This window comes from Streptococcus cristatus (genome assembly GCF_001578775.1).
Lineage (GTDB): Bacteria > Bacillota > Bacilli > Lactobacillales > Streptococcaceae > Streptococcus > Streptococcus cristatus_A.
Genome location: NZ_KQ969062.1, coordinates 1319836 through 1339486, shown reverse-complemented (window position 1 = coordinate 1339486; position 19651 = coordinate 1319836). Strand labels below are relative to the sequence as shown.

The window sequence follows — 19651 nt, the reverse complement described above, 5'->3', positions numbered from 1 at the left end:
GGTTCTTTTGGTCTGACAGAGCCAAAAATCTGTTAATACATGGAAAAGAAGGAATTTATGCCAATTGAAAAAACCAATTATTGAGTTCAAAAACGTTTCGAAGGTTTTTGAAGACAGTAACACCGTCGTTCTCAAAGATATTAACTTTGAATTAGAAGAAGGAAAATTTTATACGCTTCTAGGAGCTTCTGGCTCTGGGAAGTCAACCATCCTTAATATTATTGCAGGACTGTTGGATGCGACTACGGGAGACATCTTTTTGGATGGTGTCCGCATCAATGACATTCCTACCAATAAACGGGATGTTCATACTGTATTCCAGTCCTATGCCCTTTTCCCGCATATGAATGTTTTTGAGAATGTAGCCTTTCCGTTGCGGTTGCGGAAGGTAGACAAAAAAGAAATTGAAGAACGGGTTACTGAAGTTCTGAAAATGGTTCAGCTGGAAGGATATGAGCGTCGTTCAATTCGGAGACTTTCAGGCGGTCAACGTCAGCGGGTAGCCATTGCCCGTGCCATCATCAATCGGCCGCGGGTTGTCCTACTAGACGAGCCTCTTTCTGCGCTGGATTTGAAGTTGCGGACGGATATGCAATATGAGCTTCGTGAACTCCAACAGCGTCTCGGGATCACTTTTGTCTTTGTCACTCACGACCAGGAAGAAGCCCTAGCTATGAGTGACTGGATTTTTGTCATGAATGAAGGGGAGATTGTCCAGTCAGGAACGCCAGTGGATATCTATGATGAGCCGATTAACCACTTTGTTGCGACCTTTATCGGAGAATCTAATATCCTGCCAGGTAAGATGATCGAAGACTACTTGGTCGAGTTCAATGGCAAGCGCTTTGAAGCAGTTGACGGAGGCATGCGACCAAACGAATCCGTTGAAGTGGTGATCCGTCCAGAGGATTTGCGCATTACCTTGCCTGAAGAAGGAAAACTGCAGGTTAAAGTGGATACCCAGCTTTTCCGCGGGGTTCATTATGAAATCATCGCCTATGATGAACTCGGAAATGAATGGATGATCCACTCGACCCGCAAGGCCATCGTCGGAGAAGAAATCGGTCTGGACTTTGAACCAGAGGATATCCATATCATGCGCCTCAATGAAACCGAGGAAGAATTTGATGCTCGGATTGAAGAATACGTAGAAATCGAAGAGCAAGAAGCAGGGCTGATAAACGCCATTGAGGAGGAAAGAGATGAAGAAAACAACCTCTAACCTTTTTATGGTTCCATATTTTCTTTGGATTCTGCTTTTTGTCCTAGCTCCGGTGATGATGATTGTCTGGAAATCATTCTTTAATATCGAAGGGCAGTTCACACTGGAAAACTATCGGATTTATTTCACGTCGCAGAATTTGACCTATCTGAAAATGAGCTTTAATTCGGTATTTTACGCAGGCATCATCACCTTGGTGACCTTGCTCATATCCTATCCAACCGCTTATTTTCTGACCCAGCTCAAGCATCGCCAGCTCTGGCTGATGCTGATTGTCCTGCCGACTTGGATCAATCTTTTGCTTAAGGCTTATGCCTTTATCGGTATTTTTGGACAAAACGGTTCGGTGAATGAATTTCTGACCTTTATCGGTATCGGTCCCAAGCAGATTCTTTTCACTGACTTTTCTTTTATTTTTGTTGCTAGCTACATTGAGCTGCCCTTTATGATTCTGCCAATTTTTAATGTCTTGGATGATTTGGATCCCAATCTCATCAATGCCAGCTATGACTTGGGTGCCAATCGTTGGCAGACTTTCCGCAATGTCGTCTTTCCGCTTTCAATGAATGGTGTGAGAAGTGGCGTGCAGTCAGTTTTCATTCCTAGTCTCAGTCTCTTCATGCTGACACGTTTGATCGGTGGAAACCGTGTTATTACATTGGGTACAGCCATTGAACAGCATTTCTTGACAACGCAAAACTGGGGAATGGGCTCAACCATCGGAGTGGTTCTGATTATTGCCATGCTCTTCACTATGTGGGCAACCAAGGAAAGGAGAGAACGATGAAAAAAATTGCTAATCTCTATTTAGCGATTGTGTTTCTAATCCTTTATCTTCCGATCTTTTATTTGATTGCCTATGCTTTCAATGCTGGCGATGACATGAATAAATTTACGGGCTTTGATCTGGTTCATTTTCAAAAGCTGTTTGAAGATTCGCGCTTGATTTTGATTTTGGCGCAGACTTTCTTCTTAGCCTTTCTTTCTTCCCTCATTGCTACCATTATCGGAACTTTTGGTGCTATTTATATTTACCAAGCCCGCAAAAAATATCAGGATGCCTTTCTATCCATCAATAATATTCTGATGGTGGCTCCTGACGTTATGATTGGTGCTAGCTTCCTGATTCTCTTTACCACGGCTAAATTCCAGCTGGGCTTTGTGTCCGTTTTGGCTAGCCACGTTGCCTTTTCAATTCCTATTGTTGTGTTGATGATTTTGCCACGGTTGAAAGAAATGAATGACGACATGATTAAAGCTGCTTATGATTTGGGAGCCAGTCAAGTCCAGATGCTCAAGGAAATCATGCTGCCTTATCTGACACCAGCGATCATTGCCGGCTACTTTATGGCTTTTACCTACTCACTCGATGACTTTGCTGTGACCTTCTTTGTAACAGGAAATGGCTTCTCAACTCTTTCCGTAGAAATTTATTCTCGTGCACGGCAAGGAATTTCCTTGGAAATTAATGCCCTGTCTGCTCTGGTCTTTCTCTTTAGTATCGCTTTAGTCATTGGCTATTACTTTATCACGCGTGAGAAGGAGGAAGCAGCATGAAAAAACTCTATTCGTTTTTAGCAGGGATTCTTGCGATTATCCTGATCTTGTGGGGAATTAGCTATCGGATTGAAAGTAAAGCCAATAGCAAGGGCAGTGATAAATTGGTTGTTTATAACTGGGGAGATTACATTGATCCGGAATTACTGACTGAGTTTACCAAGGAAACAGGTGTGCAGGTGCAGTACGAAACTTTCGACTCCAACGAAGCCATGTACACAAAAATCAAACAAGGTGGTACTACCTACGATATCGCAATCCCAAGCGAGTACATGATTGCTAAAATGATGAAAGAAAACTTGGTGGAGAAATTGGACCATAGCCAGATCAAAGGCTTAGAAAATATTGGTTCAGACTTTTTGGATCAGCCATTTGATCCAGGAAATCAGTATTCCATTCCTTATTTCTGGGGGACGCTGGGAATTGTTTACAATACTAAAATGGTCGAGCACGCGCCTGAACACTGGAACGATCTCTGGAAGCCAGAATACAGAAACTCCATCATGATGATTGACGGAGCCCGTGAAGTCATGGGGATTGGTCTGAACTCGAATGGTCATAGTCTTAACTCCAAAGATGCTGACCAGCTGCAGGAGGCTGTCGATAAACTTTACACTCTGACGCCCAATATCAAGGCCATCGTCGCTGATGAGATGAAGGGCTACATGATTCAGAATAACGCGGCTATTGGCGTGACCTTCTCTGGCGAAGCTCGCCAAATGCTAGAAGCCAACGAAGATTTGCGCTATGTCGTTCCGACAGAAGCTAGCAATCTTTGGTTTGACAATATCGTTATTCCAAAGACGGTCAAAAATAAAAAAGCGGCCTATCAGTTTATCAATTTCATGTTGAGACCAGAAAATGCTTATAAAAATGCCCTTTATGTTGGCTACTCAACGCCAAACCTTCCTGCCAAGGCCATGCTGCCAGAAGAAGTGCAGGAAGACGAGGCTTTCTATCCAACCGAAGAAACCATGAAGCATCTGGAAGTCTATCAGCAATTAGGTCCAAAATGGCTCGGAACATACAATGACCTCTATCTTCAAGTCAAAATGTATCGCAAGTAGCCAAAGAAGAGGCTGGGACAAAAGTCCTAGCCTCTCAATTGTCTTTGGATTATCGAGCAAGGCGCAGGGGTTGAGTGGGCTCTACTACGCTGATTTCATCAGCTTTTACAGCCCTACTCAACTGTGCGGAGGTGGGACGACGAAATCGAATTCTAACGAATTACCGATTTCTGTCCCACTCTCTTTTTTCTATTTTGACTTGTATAATTATTTGAAATGCAGTAGAGAAAGTAGTAAAATTATATTAACATATGCAATAGAGCTTTGTGCTCAATTAAGGAGGAAATCATTATGTCAGTTTTCTACGTTCCATCAGTCAATTTGATTGGTAAGGGTGTCATCAATGAATTTGGCGGTCATGTCAAAGAGCTTGGCTTCAAGAAAGCTCTCATCGTTACAGACCACTACATTGCATCCAGTGACATTTTACCAAAAGTCATCAAACCGCTAGAAGCAGAAGGCATTGAATATGTGGTTTTTGAAGGTGTAGACCCAAATCCATCTTGTAAGAATGTCTACGATGGCTTAGCTACTCTTCAAGAAAATGACTGTGATTTTATCATCAGTGTTGGCGGTGGCTCACCTCAAGATGCTGCTAGCTGTATTTCCATCATGGCGACAAATGGGGGCAAGCCGCAGGATTATGAAGGGCTCCACAAGTCTAAAGAAAAGGGGTTGCCAGTTGTAGCCATCAACACTACGGCAGGGACTTCTGCCGAAATCACTATCAACTATGTTATAACGGACGAAGAACGTAAGGTTAAGATGGTGATGGTTGATAAAAACAGTCTGGCTCTCATCTCTGTCAATGACCCAGAGCTCATGGTTTCCAAACCAGCTAATTTAACAGCAGCGACTGGGATGGATGCTTTGACTCATGCTGTTGAGGCCTTGGTAACTCCTGGTGCTTATGGCGTGACCAAGAAACTGTCTATCGGTGCTATTGAGTTGATCAAGGAATATTTGCCGCGAGCAGTCGCTAATGGTCATGATATAGAAGCGCGTGAAGCTATGGTCAATGCTATTTTCCTCGGCGGCATGTCCTTTAACAATGCAGGTCTAGGTTATGTGCATTCGATGGCTCACCAGCTTGGTGCGGTCTATCATCTACCTCATGGCGTTTGCTGTGCTATGCTCCTGCCAGTAGTTGAGCGTGAAAATGCCAAACGTGTGCCAGCAGCCTTTAGAAATGTAGCTAAAGCTTTAGGCTTGCATACCGAAGGCAAGACTGATGAAGAGTGTGCAGCATATGCCATTTCGGAAATCGAAACCTTGTCTGAAACGGTCGGTATTCCCAAGAAATTGACCGAGCTTGGTATTGAAGAAAAGGACTTTGACTTTGAATACCTTTCTAAGAATGCCTTGATTGATGCTTGCGTACCTGGCAATCCTTTCATGCCGACTTTGGGAGAAACAATTGCTTTATACAAAGAATTGTTTTAAGCCAAAGGAGAAAGGCTCTCCCTCTAAACTTAGTTGATTTATATCAAAAAAAGACAGTTGCTCTCTCTCCTACAACTGTCTTTTTAATTTATGGAAATATGTTGAGTACAGGATTAGTGCCCTAGGATAAACTTAGCAATAGCTGTGGCAACGCCATTTTCTTCATTGCTATCTGTTACATAGTCGGCCACGCTTTTGACATGGTTGCTAGCATTCCCCATGGCAACGCCCAAGCCAGCAAACTGCAGCATTTCAATATCGTTATTAGCATCGCCCAGTGCCATGATTTCCTCAGGCTTGATTTCTAGACGTTGCGCCAGATGTTCTAGGGCAAAGGCTTTGGTAACACCTTTTGGCATCGCCTCGTAGATGACAGGCTGGGAACGGACGCCACTGAATCGTTGGCAGAGTTCTTGTGAGAACTTGGTCTCAAAATCATCTACCTGTTCTGGATTTCCTAGAAACATAGCTTGAAACATTCGATGCTGACCGCTGCAAGCTTCTTCAAGGCTGATTTCAGTAGGAGTCGTAAAGACAAGAGCCGCATCATCTGTCACAATTTTGCTGGCTTTTTCTCCTACGACGAAGTAATGCTCTTCATCAAACAAGGTCAACTGTACTTGGCTCTGCTCGGCCAAACTGTAGAGGTAGCGAATGTCATTGGGCTTTAATTCTTGCCAGTCGACGACCTGCCAATCGCTAGTCTGATGGATAGCGCAGCCATTGTCTACGATGACATATTCATTTTCATTCTCCAAGCCCAACTCCTGATAGTAGGGCTTGACTCCCACGAGCGGTCTGCCTGTACAGAGAACCAGTTTTACTCCAGCTTGGATAGCTTGGTGGATAGCATCAATATGAGCTTGAGGAATCTTTTTTTCCTCAGTTAGTAGGGTTCCATCCATATCAAGGGCAATTAGTTTGATCATAGTTTTTCTCCAATAGTATTTGTGAATATTATAGCATATTTTCTATTGCTAGGAGAGCAGAAATGGGGAAAGATTGTTTTTTTAATTTTCCTGTCCTTATGGTATAATAAGAAAATCTAGTAAGGAAAAGAGAAGCTATGAAAGCAAAGCGTATTGTATTTAAAGTTGGAACGAGCTCATTGACAAATCCTGACGGCAGCCTGTCGCGGGCAAAGGTGCGGGAAATCACGCATCAATTATCGGTCTTGCATGAAGCAGGGCACGAGTTGATTTTGGTATCGTCTGGAGCCATTGCGGCAGGTTTTTCTTCTCTAGGCTTTACAAAACGCCCCACCAAGGTGGCCGATAAACAGGCTTCGGCAGCTGTTGGTCAGGGCCTTCTCCTAGAGGAGTACACCACCAATCTGCTTCTGAAAAAGATTGTATCTGCCCAGATTTTGCTGACGCAGGATGATTTTGCGGATAAGCGACGTTACAAAAATGCCCACCAAGCTCTGTCAGTCCTCCTTAATCGGGGTGCCATTCCCATTATCAATGAAAATGACACAGTTTCTATCGAGGAGCTAAAGGTGGGAGACAATGATACGCTCAGTGCTCAGGTGGCAGCCATGGTTCAGGCGGATCTTTTGGTACTTTTGACAGATGTTGATGGGCTTTACACTGCTAACCCAGCTTCAGATCCAACCGCCCAACGTCTTGAAAGAATTGAGACGATCTCTAGCGATTTGATTGACATGGCAGGTGGTGCGGGCTCCAGCAATGGCACTGGTGGCATGCTGACTAAGATCAAAGCAGCAACTTTGGCGACCATGTCTGGTGTACCAGTTTATATTTGTTCGTCACTTAAAAGCAATGCTTTATTGGAGGCGGCGAGCCAGACTCGAGACGGGAGCCTTTTCTTAGCGCAGGATAAGGGCTTGAAAACACAAAAGCAGTGGCTAGCCTTCTATGCCAAGAGCCAAGGTGCCATCTATGTAGATGAGGGAGCGGCACAGGCACTCCGCTACGATGGCAAAAGCCTCCTGGCATCAGGAATTGTTAGGTTAGAGGGGCATTTTTCTTACCAAGATACGGTAACGGTGTACGAAGAAGAGACTGGTGCGATTTTAGGAAAGGGGCGCGTGCGCTTTGGTAAACCTGCCCTCAAGGACATGCTGCGATCTAGTAAACCAAAGGGAGTCGTGATTCATCGTGACGATTGGATTTCTATTACTCCAGAGCTCCAATTGCTCTTTTCTGAATTTTAAGAGGACATAGGAGCTTACTTATTTCCTTTACCCGAACTCTCCAACATCTTCGCCAATAGAAAAAAGAAATTATTGTATCTTACGAAAGGAGGCGCTATGACCTCAACACAAGAATTATTTGAAATTGTAAAAAAGTCAAAAAAATCAATCAACACAGTTACAACTGCTGAGAAAAACAAAGCGTTGGAAGAAATGGCAAAGCAGCTCTGGCTTTCTCGTGCGGACATTTTGGCAGCTAATGAACTGGATATGGCAGCGGCTAAAGGTAAGATTTCAGATGTCATGCTGGACCGCCTTTATCTAGATGAGGATCGGATTGCTGGCATGGCAGAGGGCATTCGTCAGCTGATTGACTTGGAGGATCCTGTAGGGCAAGTCTTGGAAAGGACCGAGCTTGAGAACGGCCTCGTCATCAGCAAAAAGCGGGTGGCTATGGGCGTGATTGGTATTATCTACGAAAGCCGGCCTAACGTCACCTCAGACGCTGCGGCTCTCGCCCTAAAAAGTGGTAGTGCAGTCGTTCTCAGAAGTGGCAAGGATGCTTATCAGACAGCACTAGCTATTGTCACAGCTCTGAAAAAAGGTTTGGCTCAGACCAAGATTTCGCCGGATTGTATCCAGTTGGTTTCTGATACCAGTCGGGCTTCCGCCCAGGCTATGATGAAGGCCAAGGGATATCTGGATCTGCTTATTCCTCGTGGAGGTGCCGGGTTGATTCAGGCAGTCGTGGAGAATGCGACTGTGCCAGTTATTGAAACAGGTACTGGAATTGTCCATGTTTATGTAGATAAGGATGCTGATCAAGACAAGGCTTTGGCGATTATTGAAAATGCTAAGACCAGTCGTCCCTCAGTCTGCAATGCCATGGAGGTACTGCTGGTTCATGAAGAAATTGCAGCAACATTTTTACCACGTGTGCAGAAGATGCTGGTGACAGATCGTGATGCTGCGCAAGAAAACTTTGTTGAATTGCGTCTGGATGAGAAAGCAGCTCAGTATATCTCGGGCTCACAAGCTAGATCGGAAGATTTTGATACCGAATTTTTGGACTATATCTTAGCAGTCAAGCTGGTTTCCTCGCTGGAAGAAGCGGTGGAGCATATTGAAGCTCACAGCACCCATCACTCGGATGCCATTGTGACGGAGAATGATGCAGCGGCGGCTTACTTCACAGAGCAGGTGGATAGCGCAGCAGTTTATGTCAATGCCTCAACCCGCTTTACAGATGGCGGTCAATTTGGCCTTGGTTGCGAAATGGGGATTTCCACTCAAAAACTGCATGCCAGAGGTCCTATGGGACTAAAAGAGTTGACCAGCTATAAATACGTCATCCAAGGGACGGGTCAAGTGAGGAAATAAAGATGAAAATTGGATTTATCGGTCTGGGAAATATGGGTGGTAATCTCGCTCGTCTAGTTGCCCAAGATGAAAGATATAGAAGCGAATTACTACTAGCCAATCGCAGTCGTGACAAGGCTGAAAAGATTGCTGCGGAAGTTGGTGGTCAGCCGGTCAGTAATGCAGAAGTTTTTGATCAGGCAGAGGTCATTTTTCTGGGTATCAAACCAGCTCAATTTGCTGACTTGCTGGCTGATTATCGGGAAATTCTAGAAAAACGGGACTCTCTTTTGCTGGTTTCAATGGCTGCTGGGCTGCCTTTGGAAACGTTAGAAAAATTGACATCTAGTCGCCATCGTTGGATTCGGATCATGCCTAATACACCGGTAGCTGTTGGCGAGGGGGTTGTTAGCTATGCCTTATCCCTGCAAGCGAATCAAGCAGACGAAGAATTGTTGCGGGGACTTCTTTCTTCGGCTGGCCTTTTGGTCAAACTAGAGGAAAAGCAGTTGGATGCGGCGACAGCTCTTGCTGGCTGCGGACCAGCTTTCGTCTATCTCTTTATAGAGGCTTTAGCAGATGCAGGTGTCCAAGCAGGACTCAGTCGCGACATAGCCCTTCAACTGGCCAATCAGACCCTTTTAGGCGCTGCCAAGCTAAGTCAGGTCACCGGGCAACATCCGGCTCAACTCAAAGACCAGGTCTGCAGTCCGGCCGGTTCGACCATTGCTGGGACGGCCAGTCTAGAAGAAAATGCCTTTCGAGGAACGGTCATGGCTGCCGTTCAAGCAGCCTACAAGAGGACGAAGGAACTTGGTAAGTAGGGTAATTGTCATTTTGCCTTTTTTGAAGAAAAAATAGAATCGTCAAGTGATATACCACATCATCATATAAAGTGGTGCAGAGAGACACTCGTAGATGACTTGTTTAAAGTCAGTACGAGTGTCTTTTTGTTTTTCAAAATAGTTATCCATGCTAGGTAGATAGATGGAGACTTTGCTATAAGAAGAAGTAGATTTAAAAATCAACAGCTTAGCTCATTTTTCTTTTGTTTTTCCTTGACAGTTAAATTGTCAGAATTTATAATAAAAGGAGAAAGGTGATAACAGTGTTATCAAATCAAAATCATGAAAAAAGAAACAGATGAGTTAAACGAAAAAATCTTGGAAAGTGCGAGGAGTGAGTTCTTGGCTTATGGCTATCAGGATGCTTCACTGCGGAGAATTTGTCGCGCTGCTGGCTTGACGACTGGGGCACTTTATAAGCGCTATGAGGGTAAGGACAGTCTCTTTAGTGCTCTGCTTGAGCCTACTCTGACAGCCTTAGATCAGTATGGACAAGAGCAGAAGCGGCGTGATTATACTTTCCTAGAGGAGGGGCACCTCCTGTCTGATATGTGGACTCATCGCTTAGAGGATCTCCAGTCCCTGATGCGGATTCTATATAAGCATAAGGATATTATGCAGCTCTTGCTCTTTAAATCTCAGGGTTCTTCGCAAGCGGACTTCAGGATGCGTCTGCCTCATTTGGCTGCAGACGAGACTTATCGCTATTTGGAGCTGGCTTACAAAGAGGGGAAGATCAATCATTTGGTCAAACACGAGTTTCTGCGATCGTGCATGACAGCTTATTACACAGCTGTATTTGAGCCTTTGGCTCAAGACTGGCCCCAAGAGCAGGCGCTGGAATTTTGCCATTCCATCATGGACTTGTTTGACTGGGGAGGTTTGCTCGGTTTTTGATAGAAAGAAGGAAATTCTATGAAGAAAAAATCTGTTCTTGCTTGGATCTGGGACTTTGTTTCCCATCATAAGCTATATTTTGTGCTCAGTCTGATCTTTGCTTTTGCCTCTGTGCTTTCAGGATTTCTGCCTTATTTCTTTATTGGTGGAATGATTAATCAGCTCTTGGCTGGCAATAAAAACTGGGATTTCTACCTGCAGCAGTCGGCTTGGGCGGGTCTGACCTGGATTGGCTACTGGGGCTTCCACGGTATTTCTACCATGCTGTCACATACGGCTACTTTTAAGATTTTAGCGGAAATACGGCGTCGACTGACAAACAAGCTAGCTAGGCTGCCTCTAGGTACAGTACTCAGCCAGTCATCAGGCAGTTATAAAAACATCATTGTCGAGCGGGTAGATGCGACCGAAACGACTTTGGCTCATCTGATTCCAGAGTTTACTGCTGGGATTTTTGGTCCGATTATTGTCCTCATTGCCATGCTGGTCATCGATTGGCGGCTGACCTTGCTGTCTCTCCTGACTATTCCTATCGTTGTGCTGGCCTATGTTCGTATGGCTGTCAATAGCGAAGCAGACTATCAAAATACTCTGGTCAAGACCAAAAAGCTCAATGATACAGCGGTGGAATACATCAATGGGATTGAGGTCATTAAGGTCTTTGGCAAGGAAAAATTTTCTTACGATAAGTTTGTGACGGCTGCTAGAGAAGGAGCAGACTGCTTTATTGAGTGGATGCGCAAGTTCAATCTGGAGATGGGCATTGTGACTGCTTTTCTGCCATCAGGCTTGCTTTTTCTGCTGCCGGCTGGCTGTTATTTCTATCTGCAAGGCAGCTTGACTGCTGGCAATTTCATTCTGATGATTATTCTTTCGCTCAGTCTGCTGACTCCTCTGATTTTAGTGGCTAGTTACATGGACGATTTACGGAAAATCGGGACTATTTTTGGCCAAGTCATTGATACTTTGGAAAAGCCTGATTTGAAAAGGCCTCGGGAGCTGAGAGAACTTCCAAAAGGAAGGGATCTGGTCATGACGAATGTCAGCTTTGGCTATACAGATGAAGAGGAGGTGCTGCATGGAATTTCGCTAGATATTAAGGCTGGCAGCATCAATGCTTTAGTTGGGCCATCAGGCTCAGGTAAGTCTACAATTGCTAAGCTTCTGGCTTCTTTCTGGGATGTCAGTTCTGGTCAGATTACCTATGGTGGTTTGGATATTCGCCAGCTTCCGCTAGACTATTACAGTCGGCAGATTGCTTATGTGACCCAGGATAACTATCTCTTTGATGAGACTATTATGGAAAATATCCGGATGGGAAATCCAGCAGCATCTGATGAAGAGGTCATCGAAATTGCCCGTCGCTGTGGCTGTTATGACTTTATCATGAACTTGGAAGACGGCTTTGGAACTCAAGTAGGCTCTGGCGGCAGTCATCTATCTGGTGGGGAGCGTCAGCGGATTGCCATCGCCCGTGCCATGCTTAAGGATGCGCCGATTCTTATTTTGGATGAAGCGACTGCTTATACAGATCCGGAAAATGAAGCACGAATCCAATCCAGTCTAGCTCGTCTGATCGAGGGACGGACCTTGATTGTCATTGCCCACAGGCTGTCTACGATTATGAGTGCAGACCAAATAGTCCTGGTCAAGGATGGTCGGATTGAAGCTAGAGGCCGGCATGAAGAATTGCTGACAGCAAGTCCACTTTATGCTTCCATGTGGCAGGCCCATATTGCTACCAGAGATAGTGGTGAGATGGAAGGAGGGTTGACTCATGCTTAATATACTGAAGAAATTCTTTGATTTCTGTACGGCAGAGGACCGTAGGAAATTTTATCAATCCATTTATCTGGGCATCATCAAGTCCTTTATCATCGCTCTGCGTATCCCAGCAATCGGTCTAGTTGTTATGGGACTGATTGAGAAGAATCTCTCTATGCAGACCTTCTGGCTGGCTCTGGCTATCATGTTGGTATCCACTGTGCTAAACGTCTGGATTACCCTGAAAATTACCATGCTGCAGACGGAAGCAGGCTATCATACCTGTGCTCAGAAGCGGATTGAAATTGCCGAGCACATGCGCTATCTGCCCATGGGTTACTTTAATCAAAATAGCTTGGGCAAGATTACCAGTGTTACGACCAATACGCTGGAAGGGCTGTCTGATGTAGCTACACGAGTGGTTATGATGACTGTGCAGGGCTTTCTGACGACTGGTCTCATCACTATTTTGGTCTTTCTCTATGACTGGCGGGTTGGACTGGTTCTCTTGGTGGGTCTCGTCCTCTTTCTCCTACCAAATACTCTCATGCGTTGGCAAGTTGGCAAGGTTTCTGATGACAAGTATCAGGCGGATATGGACCTGGTAGCTGTTGTTTTGGAGTACAACCAAGGGATTGCTGAGGTTAAGAACTACAATCTGGTCAACCGTTCTGCCAAGAAGCTGTCCAAGGCTATTGAAGGCAAGAGTCAGCTAGATACCAAAATGACACTCGTGACCTCACCTTACATTGCCCTCCAGGGCATGGTGACCAAGCTGACCGGTCTCTTTATGGGGCTTTTCTCGATCTACTTTTATCTTAATGGCAGTATGGAGCTGCTGGTAACCATTATGATGATTGTCAGTGGTTTTATGATTTATGAAAATCTAGACGGCGTTGGGTCTTTCTCTTCTCTCCTGCGTATTGTTGATCTGTCGGTTGATATGGTCAATCAAGTCTTGGCTATCCAGCCGATGGACATTAGTGGTCAGGATATTGAGCCTAAGAGCAGTCGGATTGAGCTGAGAGATGTTAGCTTCTCTTATGGAAATAAGAAAATTATTGACCAAGTTTCCCTCACCATTCCCGAAAAAACGACAACTGCTTTGGTTGGACCTTCTGGATCAGGCAAAACAACGCTCTGCAACCTCATCGCCCGCTTCTGGGATGTGGATCAGGGAAGTATCAGTCTGGACGGGCATGATGTCAGGGATTACAGCTATGACAGCCTGATTCGTAATTTCAGCTTTGTCTTCCAAAGTGTCTATCTCTTTGAGGATACCATTGCCAATAACATTCGTTTTGGCAAGCCGGAGGCCAGTCAGGAAGAAGTGATAGAGGCTGCCAAGAAAGCAGCCTGTCATGACTTTATCCTCTCACTGCCTGATGGCTATGACACCAAGATTGGTGAAGGAGGTGCCAGTCTTTCTGGAGGTGAGCGTCAGCGCATTTCCATTGCACGGGCTATTATCAAGGATGCACCTATTATCATTCTGGATGAAGCAACAGCCAATGTTGACCCAGAAAACGAAGAAGCCCTCATGCAGGCTATTCAAGCTTTGACTCGCGATAAGACCATTATCATGATTGCCCACCGACTCAAGACGGTTGAGCATGCAGACCAGATTTTGGTGCTAGATCAAGGCCGCATTGTCGAGCAGGGTAAACACCAAGACTTACTAGCCAAACAAGGTATCTACAGTAAGTTTATCCAAGAAAGAAAAACAGCCGCCAGTTGGCGGATTGAGATGGAAGAGTGATAAACTGAGACAGCAGGCTAACGGCTTGCTGTTTTTCATTTAAAGGGAAGAATGGTATAATGAAGTAGAGAAAAATCTTGAATGAGGTAGCCATGAACGAAATTAAATGCCCCAACTGCGGGGAGGTTTTTACAGTCAATGAGAGCCAGTACAGTAAGCTTTTGTCGCAGGTGCGGACGGCGGAGCTTGACAAGGAAATCCATGTTCGGATTGAGCAGGAGCTAGCTTTAGCAGACCAAAAATCCCAGAATGTCCAACAAGCTCTGCTATCGCAGAAAGAGCAGGAAATTAGTAATCTTCAAAGTCAGATTGCTCAGTTTGAGACCCAGCAGCAATTGGCAAAGAAAGAGGCGGAGCAGGCGGCTAATCTTCAATTGCAGGAGAAGGATAAGGAAGTTCAGCGATTGGAAAGCCAGCTGACAACGCTGCGCTTGGAGCATGAAAATCAACTCCAAAAGACCTTGTCTGCGCTGGAAAAAGAGCGCGACGAGGTTAAGAATCAGCTAGTTTTGCAAGAAAAGGAAGCAGCACTCGCTCAGACTTCTCTCAAAGAGCGCTATGAGGTAGAGCTACGGCAGAAGGATGAGACCATAGAGTTCTACAAGGATTTCAAGGCCAAGCAGTCCACTAAGATGATTGGTGAGAGTTTGGAACAGCACTGCGAGTACGAGTTTAACAAGAACCGCATGGCCATGTTTCCACGAGCGGAATTTGGCAAGGACAATGATGCCAGAACTGGCAGCAAGGGTGACTACATTTACCGTGAGGTGGATGAAAATGGTGTAGAAATCCTCTCCATCATGTTTGAGATGAAAAATGAAGGCGATGAGACAGCAACCAAGAAGAAAAACGATCATTTCTTCAAAGAGCTGGATAAGGACCGGCGGGAGAAGGGGTGCGAGTATGCTATTCTGGTGACACTTCTGGAGGCTGACAGCGAGCTCTACAATTCGGGTATTGTCGATGTGTCCTATGCCTATGAGAAGATGTATGTTATCCGACCACAGTTCTTCCTGCCCATGATTACCCTTTTGCGTAATGCTGCGCTCAACTCGCTCCAATACAAGCAGGAGCTGGCCTTGGTGCGGGAGCAGAATATTGATATTACGCATTTTGAGGAAGATTTGGACGCCTTTAAAGTTGCTTTTGCCAAGAACTATCAGTCTGCTTCGACCAATTTCGGCAAGGCCATCGAGGAGATTGACAAGGCCATCCGTCGGATGGAAGAAATCAAGAAATTCCTGACGACCTCTGAAAACCAGCTGCGCTTGGCTAATAATAAACTGGACGACGTCTCTGTCAAAAAATTGACACGCAAAAATCCTACTATGAAAGCTAAGTTTGAAGCTTTGAAGGAGAAGTAAGAAAGTAAGACATGAACGGAATTATCAACTTAAGAAAAGAAGCGGGCATGACCTCGCATGATGCGGTCTTTAAGCTGCGTAAAATTTTGGGAACGAAGAAAATTGGTCACGGGGGCACCTTGGATCCAGATGTAGTCGGGGTGCTTCCGATTGCTGTGGGCAAGGCGACACGCTTGGTCGAGTTTATGCAGGAGGAAGGCAAGGTCTACGAGGGGGAGGTTACGCTAGGATGCTCAACGACAACAGAAGATGCCAGCGGAGACATCCTTGAGCGGACTCCGGTGACAGAGCTTCTAGAAGAATCCCTTATCGATGAAGCGATGGAGTCCATGACTGGTGAGATTCGCCAGATACCGCCCATGTACTCAGCAGTCAAGGTCAATGGCCGTAAGCTTTATGAGTATGCGCGTGCAGGTCAAGAAGTGGAGCGTCCCGAGCGGCAAGTGATCATCTATAGCTTTGAACGCACCAGTCCGATTGCCTATGAAGATGAACAAGCACGCTTTCGCTTTCGAGTCAAGTGCAGCAAGGGAACCTATGTCCGAACCCTGTCTGTTGATTTAGGAGCCAAGCTTGGCTTTGCCAGTCACATGTCCCAGCTGACACGGACTTCCTCAGCAGGTATGAGCTTAGACGATGCCTTGACCTTGGAGGAAATAGCAGAGCGAGTAGCAGTGGAGGATTTCTCCTTTCTCCAGCCTTTGGAGTTGGGGACAGGTGATCTACCAAAGATTGAACTGATGGCTGAACAGCTAGAGGAAGTCCGCTTTGGTCGCTTTATTTTCATTGAAAATGCGGCAACAATATTGGCTGGTTTCCATAAAGGTAAGCTTATCGCTATCTTAGAAAAAAGGGAAGAATCTTATAAACCTAAAAAAGTTTTTCTTTGATCATATGAAAATATCAGAGTCCTGAAATTTATTTTCAGGATTTTTTTATGCCTAGAATAATTAACCAAATCTATAAACTAAAAAATGTATAAATATACTGTCCAAATAGACCGGAAACACTTATAAAATTACTGTGAATTCTGAAATAGTAATACTCAAAAATTGGATGGTTTTACTAAAAATGATTAAGTAATAAAAGGGCTATGAAATTGCTTAAGTCCCACTTATATGGTACTCTTGAGAGAGTGACAATTTTAAAATAATAAGGAGGATTCCAATACATGGGATAAGACTGGAAGAAAATAGAAAGGCAACGTTTCACAATTCGTAAGACGAGAGCATGGGGCGCAAGTTCAGTTTTTCTAGGATCAAGTATTTTCTTTCTAGGAAGGGGAGTTGCAGGTGCGCAAGAAGTTAGTCCTTCTGCACAAGATCAAGCACCTCAAGTAGCAGAAGCTGCTGGAGTTTCAGATGAAAAAGAGTCTGAGAAACCGGCAACTGAAGCACAAGCTGAACCTGAAAATAATGCTGCGTCAGCAAATGCAAATGCTCAAGCAACTGAAGCTAATGATCAAGCAGCGCCTAGCACTGAAGAAGTAGCTAAAGCAGAAGAAGCAGCTGTTTCAAAAGATGAAAAGTCAGAAGAAACAAGCGCTCCGAAAGAAGCTAAAGCAGAAGAAAAGGCTGAGCCAAAAGAAGAAAAATCAGAGCCAAAAACAGCAAGTTCTGAAACTAATGCAGCCGCACAACCTAAGCGTTCAGGCTCATCAGGATTCAGAAGTGTTAGCGGTACATCAGGATTCCGAAATACTGGTGCTACTCGCCAAGGATCTGACTATACTGTTACTCAAGATGGTAATCTAGCTACAGTTCAAGCGAATGCCTTGAAAACTCAGTTGGATAGAGCAGCATCAGAGAACTTGCCAGTTACACCGAACCAGCTTAGAAATTTTGGAACCGCAACAACTGACGAAGAAAGACGCAGATTAGAACGTCAAGCAGCTGATCTTCAAAATGCTGAAGCTCAGGCAATGAATAAAAAAATCTCTGATTACTTGACGGCTAAATAAAGAGCTCAACAACTAACTGGTCAAGAAGGAAGTTTGCAACAAATTGCTCCGCAAAACCTCGTGTTCTCTGATGAGCCAAATGCAACGGCTAAGATTAAGCTGGCACAAGGAGACTGGTTCGTCAAAGACAGTACCCTCTTATCTCGAAATCAATATGTTCGTGAAGCTTTGGATAGTCGAAGCTACAGTGAGTGGCGAGACGGGACAACGACCCAACCAAATGCAGTCATCACTAGAGCCGATACGAGTCAGCCAGCAGCTGAACGAATCATCAAGGACCAAACAGACGGTTACTATATGGTTCATACGCAAGTTGGTAGAACCACAACAGTAGAGTACACCTTGCATAACTCATTTGCCGGTGGTCGACCTATTACGAAAGCTATTGCTCGATATACGCCTAAGAAGAGTTCTGCTTATGATGATAGTATGGTAATGGCTATCCATAAAGATCCAACTATGACAGTTTGGAATGGATCCAGCTATGATCGTAAAGGAACTGGTAACCAATTGCATATGGAATGGGAATTCTATTATGCGGATGGCACTAAGGTAGACTTTGGCAGAACACCTGGTGTTGTTTCTTTCGCTTCACGTAACCACCACGGGAATGATATTTACGCTGAAATTTATGGTAATTTGAGCTCAAATATGCAGAATGTACAAATTGTAGGTTCTTCTATCGTTCCACAGGCAAATGGTTGGTACTATGCAAATGGTAAGAATAACTCTTATAAAGGCCAAACTGAATATCAATGGGACCAACAAGGTAATCCAAATGAATTCTGGGGAGCGGGTGCTGCAAAAGTTACAAGTGGTACATCATTGAGCTTTGATATTGCTACCACTAATCCTGGTCAGCACTGGCCACGTCCAATTCGCCAATGGTTCTCATTTAATACCAACGTAAAAGCGAATAACGTCGTAACGAACCCTAATTTGACTTATACTCCTGCAGCATATGTCAATGAAGTTCCAGCACCAGAACCAGAAAAATCTTATGACAGATTTGTCATGGATATTCCACATAATGTCAGAGTCGTAGATTATGAGAATGCCACTCCAGATCAAAAACGCGCCTTCGACAATCAAACTGGTTCTCAGATTGTCTACCAACAAGGTAAGGACGGACAGGTTATTGTTGTAGGACCAAAACCAGAAAATCTAAATGACGTACCAAATCCTAAGTTTACAGCTCAAGAACTTGAGACACTTAAAAATGGTGGAACTGTAAGAGGATTTAAAGGACACAATTACGTTGATCCTGTAGATACCATCATAGTTGTCAAACGTAATGCGGGACCAACTGGACCAAAAGGTGATAAGGGCGCTACTGGCGCAACCGGAGCCACAGGTGCAGCAGGACCAAAAGGTGATAAAGGTGCAACTGGCGCAACCGGAGCCACAGGCGCAGCAGGACCAAAAGGTGATAAGGGTGCGACAGGCGCAACTGGAGCCACCGGAGCCACAGGCGCAGCAGGACCAAAAGGTGATAAGGGTGCAACAGGCGCAACTGGTGCAACCGGAGCCACAGGCGCAGCAGGACCAAAAGGTGATAAGGGTGCAACAGGAGCCACCGGAGCCACAGGCGCAGCAGGACCAAAAGGTGATAAGGGTGCAACAGGAGCAACTGGTGCAACCGGAGCCACAGGTGCAGCAGGACCAAAAGGCGATAAGGGCGCGACCGGAGCTAAAGGCGATAAAGGTGAAACTGGTGCTACAGGCGCAACTGGTGCCAAAGGTGAAGATGGTAAGCCATCATTAGCTCAAGTCGTAGACAACAACGACGGTACTCATACTGTTAAAGTTGGACTTGATAAGAATGGCAACGGTCAGTTGGATCCAGACGAAGTAACCTCATCAACTATCGTCAAAGACGGAAAAGATGGGAAATCTCCACTAGCTAAAGTAGTCGATAACAATAACGGTACCCATACTGTTCAAGTCGGACTCGATAAGAACAACAATGGTCAACTTGATCCAGATGAAGTGACATCTTCTACAGTCATTAAAGATGGAAAAGCTGGCGCAACCGGTGCCACAGGTGCTACAGGTGCGGCCGGAGCTAAAGGCGATAAAGGTGAAACTGGAGCTACAGGAGCAAAAGGTGAAGATGGCAAGCCATCATTGGCTCAAGTCGTAGACAACAACGACGGTACTCATACTGTTAAAGTTGGACTTGATAAGAACGGCAATGGTCAATTGGATCCAGACGAAGTAACCTCATCTACCATTGTTAAAGATGGTAAGGATGGCAAA

Annotated in this window: 17 protein-coding genes; 16 read left to right on the top strand and 1 reads right to left on the bottom strand. The window is 45.0% G+C overall.

From position 1 onward, the window contains the following. The first annotated feature begins 64 nt into the window (after positions 1–64). The 5 genes from SCRDD08_RS06680 to SCRDD08_RS06660 all read left to right on the top strand — a co-directional run bounded on the left by SCRDD08_RS06680 (position 65) and on the right by SCRDD08_RS06660 (position 5289). Positions 65–1222, top strand: coding sequence for an ABC transporter ATP-binding protein (locus SCRDD08_RS06680; protein ID WP_048763121.1), 1158 nt, complete (start codon positions 65–67; stop codon positions 1220–1222). After that, positions 1203–2009, top strand: a complete 807-nt coding sequence (locus SCRDD08_RS06675; RefSeq protein WP_061422950.1) for an ABC transporter permease — start codon at positions 1203–1205, stop codon at positions 2007–2009. Before SCRDD08_RS06680 ends, SCRDD08_RS06675 begins: the two co-directional genes overlap by 20 nt. Then, positions 2006–2779: an ABC transporter permease gene (locus tag SCRDD08_RS06670; protein WP_061422949.1), complete on the top strand. Its 774-nt coding sequence runs from the start codon at positions 2006–2008 to the stop codon at positions 2777–2779. The genes SCRDD08_RS06675 and SCRDD08_RS06670 overlap by 4 nt, the downstream gene beginning before the upstream one ends. Beyond that, positions 2776–3846, top strand: coding sequence for an ABC transporter substrate-binding protein (locus SCRDD08_RS06665; protein ID WP_005590161.1), 1071 nt, complete (start codon positions 2776–2778; stop codon positions 3844–3846). Before SCRDD08_RS06670 ends, SCRDD08_RS06665 begins: the two co-directional genes overlap by 4 nt. Before the next feature lie 291 nt (positions 3847–4137). Then, positions 4138–5289, top strand: a complete 1152-nt coding sequence (locus SCRDD08_RS06660) for an iron-containing alcohol dehydrogenase (protein WP_061422948.1) — start codon at positions 4138–4140, stop codon at positions 5287–5289. Between the two features lie 113 nt (positions 5290–5402). Here the strand turns inward: SCRDD08_RS06660 and SCRDD08_RS06655 are convergent, their stop codons facing one another. After that, positions 5403–6218, bottom strand: a complete 816-nt coding sequence (locus SCRDD08_RS06655; RefSeq protein ID WP_061422947.1) for a Cof-type HAD-IIB family hydrolase — start codon at positions 6216–6218, stop codon at positions 5403–5405. A gap of 137 nt (positions 6219–6355) precedes the next feature. Here SCRDD08_RS06655 and proB point away from each other — a divergent pair, with 137 nt between their 5' ends. The 11 genes from proB to SCRDD08_RS12210 all read left to right on the top strand — a co-directional run. Further along, on the top strand, positions 6356–7465 hold the full coding sequence (gene proB / locus SCRDD08_RS06650; RefSeq protein ID WP_061422946.1) for a glutamate 5-kinase: 1110 nt from the start codon (positions 6356–6358) through the stop codon (positions 7463–7465). 96 nt (positions 7466–7561) lie between these two features. Further along, positions 7562–8824, top strand: a complete 1263-nt coding sequence (locus SCRDD08_RS06645; protein WP_061422945.1) for a glutamate-5-semialdehyde dehydrogenase — start codon at positions 7562–7564, stop codon at positions 8822–8824. Positions 8825–8826: 2 nt separating this feature from the next. Then, on the top strand, positions 8827–9627 hold the full coding sequence (proC, locus tag SCRDD08_RS06640) for a pyrroline-5-carboxylate reductase (RefSeq protein WP_061422944.1): 801 nt from the start codon (positions 8827–8829) through the stop codon (positions 9625–9627). A 303-nt stretch (positions 9628–9930) separates the two neighbouring features. Continuing rightward, a complete protein-coding gene (locus tag SCRDD08_RS06635; protein ID WP_061422943.1) occupies positions 9931–10545 on the top strand; it encodes a TetR/AcrR family transcriptional regulator in 615 nt (204 codons plus the stop codon). A gap of 18 nt (positions 10546–10563) precedes the next feature. After that, entirely contained in the window at positions 10564–12330 is a 1767-nt protein-coding gene (locus SCRDD08_RS06630; protein WP_061422942.1) for an ABC transporter ATP-binding protein, read from the top strand. Then, positions 12323–14068 carry an ABC transporter ATP-binding protein gene (locus tag SCRDD08_RS06625; RefSeq protein ID WP_061422941.1) on the top strand — a complete coding sequence of 582 codons (1746 nt, stop codon included), beginning with the start codon at positions 12323–12325 and terminating at the stop codon, positions 14066–14068. Before SCRDD08_RS06630 ends, SCRDD08_RS06625 begins: the two co-directional genes overlap by 8 nt. 92 nt (positions 14069–14160) lie before the next feature. After that, the gene (locus tag SCRDD08_RS06620) at positions 14161–15432 is read left to right on the top strand and encodes a DUF2130 domain-containing protein (RefSeq protein ID WP_061422940.1); all 1272 of its coding nucleotides are present in this window, start codon (positions 14161–14163) and stop codon (positions 15430–15432) included. An 11-nt stretch (positions 15433–15443) separates the two neighbouring features. Further along, complete coding sequence (gene truB, locus SCRDD08_RS06615) at positions 15444–16322, top strand: tRNA pseudouridine(55) synthase TruB (RefSeq protein WP_061422939.1); 879 nt, start codon at positions 15444–15446, stop codon at positions 16320–16322. 471 nt (positions 16323–16793) lie between these two features. Then, positions 16794–16922 carry a hypothetical protein gene (locus SCRDD08_RS12105; protein WP_269139711.1) on the top strand — a complete coding sequence of 43 codons (129 nt, stop codon included), beginning with the start codon at positions 16794–16796 and terminating at the stop codon, positions 16920–16922. A gap of 284 nt (positions 16923–17206) precedes the next feature. After that, positions 17207–17392, top strand: coding sequence for a hypothetical protein (locus SCRDD08_RS11415; RefSeq protein ID WP_196756178.1), 186 nt, complete (start codon positions 17207–17209; stop codon positions 17390–17392). 33 nt (positions 17393–17425) lie between these two features. Next, positions 17426–19651: GbpC/Spa domain-containing protein (locus tag SCRDD08_RS12210; RefSeq protein WP_414162609.1), on the top strand; the 2226-nt coding region annotated here is incomplete at its 3' end.